This window comes from Streptomyces sp. NPDC017246, from assembly GCF_044331325.1.
Taxonomy (GTDB): domain Bacteria; phylum Actinomycetota; class Actinomycetes; order Streptomycetales; family Streptomycetaceae; genus Streptomyces.
The window spans coordinates 1-1,640 of the sequence record NZ_JBIRMW010000047.1 but is presented as its reverse complement, the minus strand read 5'-3'; the positions used below and the strand labels follow the sequence as shown (position 1 = coordinate 1,640).

Below are 1,640 nucleotides of genomic sequence, written 5' to 3'. Positions count from 1 at the left end.
CCGTCGGCTTCTTCGGCGGGCCGTTTCGGTTGTTCGGGTCGGTGGCGGGCACGCTGATGGCCCGGCTGTCGCGTCGGGTGGGCGCCGGGTTCCACGGCTCCGGTCGGGGTGATGCTGCTCGCAGGGACGGGAACGTGCTGGTCAGCCGGGGTTCGGGAGACCTTCGAGCCGCGCCAGCGCGTCGGTGATCACGTCGGTCCAGGGCCAGTGGCGGGCGAACCTCAGGTGCCGGCGGCGGGCGGTCGTGACGATCTGAGCGGCGGCGGAGAGAAGGCGGAACCGGAGACGGCGGGGCTCCCACCTGCGGATTTCGCCGGTCAGAGCGAGCATCGGCATCCAGGCCAGCAGGTCCAGGGCGAGCTGGACGATCTCCAGCCAGATCTGGTTCTGCGCGGTGTCGTGCAGGGGCAGGTTGCGCAGACCGGTGGCCCGCGCGGCCCGGATGCGGTCCTCGGCCCGTGCCCGCTGGCGGTGCCGCAGCTCCAGTGCCGCGATCGGCATGTCGGTGGTGTTGGTGGCGAAGCAGGTCAGCCGCAGTCCGTCAGCGTCGACGATCCGCAACTGGGCGCCGGGATGGGGCCGTTCCTTCCGCACGATCAGCCGCATTCCCTTCGGCCAGCCCTTGAGGCAGCCGCCGGTGATCTCGGCGACCCACGCCCCGTCCCGGATCTCGCCGCCGGGCTCGATCGCTGCCGTCCAGGCCGGGGCGGGAACCTTGAGGACGGCCTGGTGAATCTGCTCAGTGATGGTCATGCCGACCGAGTACGACAGCCACCGTCCGCGCTGGGCGAGCCAGGCGACGAACTCGTGGGTGCCGCCGCCGGAGTCGGTACGGATCAGCGTCCGGCGTCCGCGCCGGTACCTCTTCGGCAGTTGCGCCAAGGCGAGCCCAGCCGTGGTGATGTGGTCGGCGGCGGTGTTGCTGCCTGCGTTGCCCGGTCTGAGCAGGCCGGCGACCGGCTCACCGCTCCCGCCGCTTCCGTGATCCACGAAGCCCATCAGGGGGTGGTGTCCGAAGGTCTTCTTCCAGGTCGCGGTGGCGTCCTGCTTCTCGGAGTGGGCCAGCACGAGCACCCCGTCCAGGTCCACGGTCACCTGCCCCGCGGCATCCGGCGCCGCCGTGCCGGCCAGCTTCCAGACGCGCTCACGCGCTTCGGCCCGAGCGGCCCTTATGGCGGACAGGGCCTTCGGCCCAGCTGCGGCGAGGGCGTCGACGAGCCGGGAGACCGTCGGGTCGGAGGCCACCGGCCCGAACACGTCGGGCTCGGCCCGCAGCGTCCCGACATCCGCGAGGCAGTCCCCGCCCATCGCGACCGCGAGGGCCACGTCCAGCAGGATCTTCCCCGGATCGTGCACCGCCCGCGGCCGCCGCCACGGCGCAAGCGCCGCCGATATCGCCTGGTCCAGCCCGGCCTTGCGGACCGTCTCGACCAGCAGCACGGCCCCGGCCTGGGACACCACCCCACGGCCACCGCCCTCGATGCGGACGCGTGGATAGGACCCGATACGCTTCTTCACCTGGGAAGTGCCTCCGACGGTGGCAGGAACAAGGACCTCGACAATCCTCATTCTTGCTGGTCAGAGGCACTTTTCGCTTACCTGACCACCCGTCGGACAGCCCGCTTCATGAAAGCGCGAGG

The 1,640-nt window shown here is 71.3% G+C and carries 1 protein-coding gene; it reads right to left on the bottom strand.

What is annotated here, in order from left to right; genetic code table 11:
• Positions 1 to 141: 141 nt before the first annotated feature.
• Positions 142 to 1,518: an IS1380 family transposase gene (locus ACH4MY_RS38180; protein ID WP_398009460.1), complete on the bottom strand. Its 1,377-nt coding sequence runs from the start codon at positions 1,516 to 1,518 to the stop codon at positions 142 to 144.
• Positions 1,519 to 1,640: the final 122 nt, after the last annotated feature.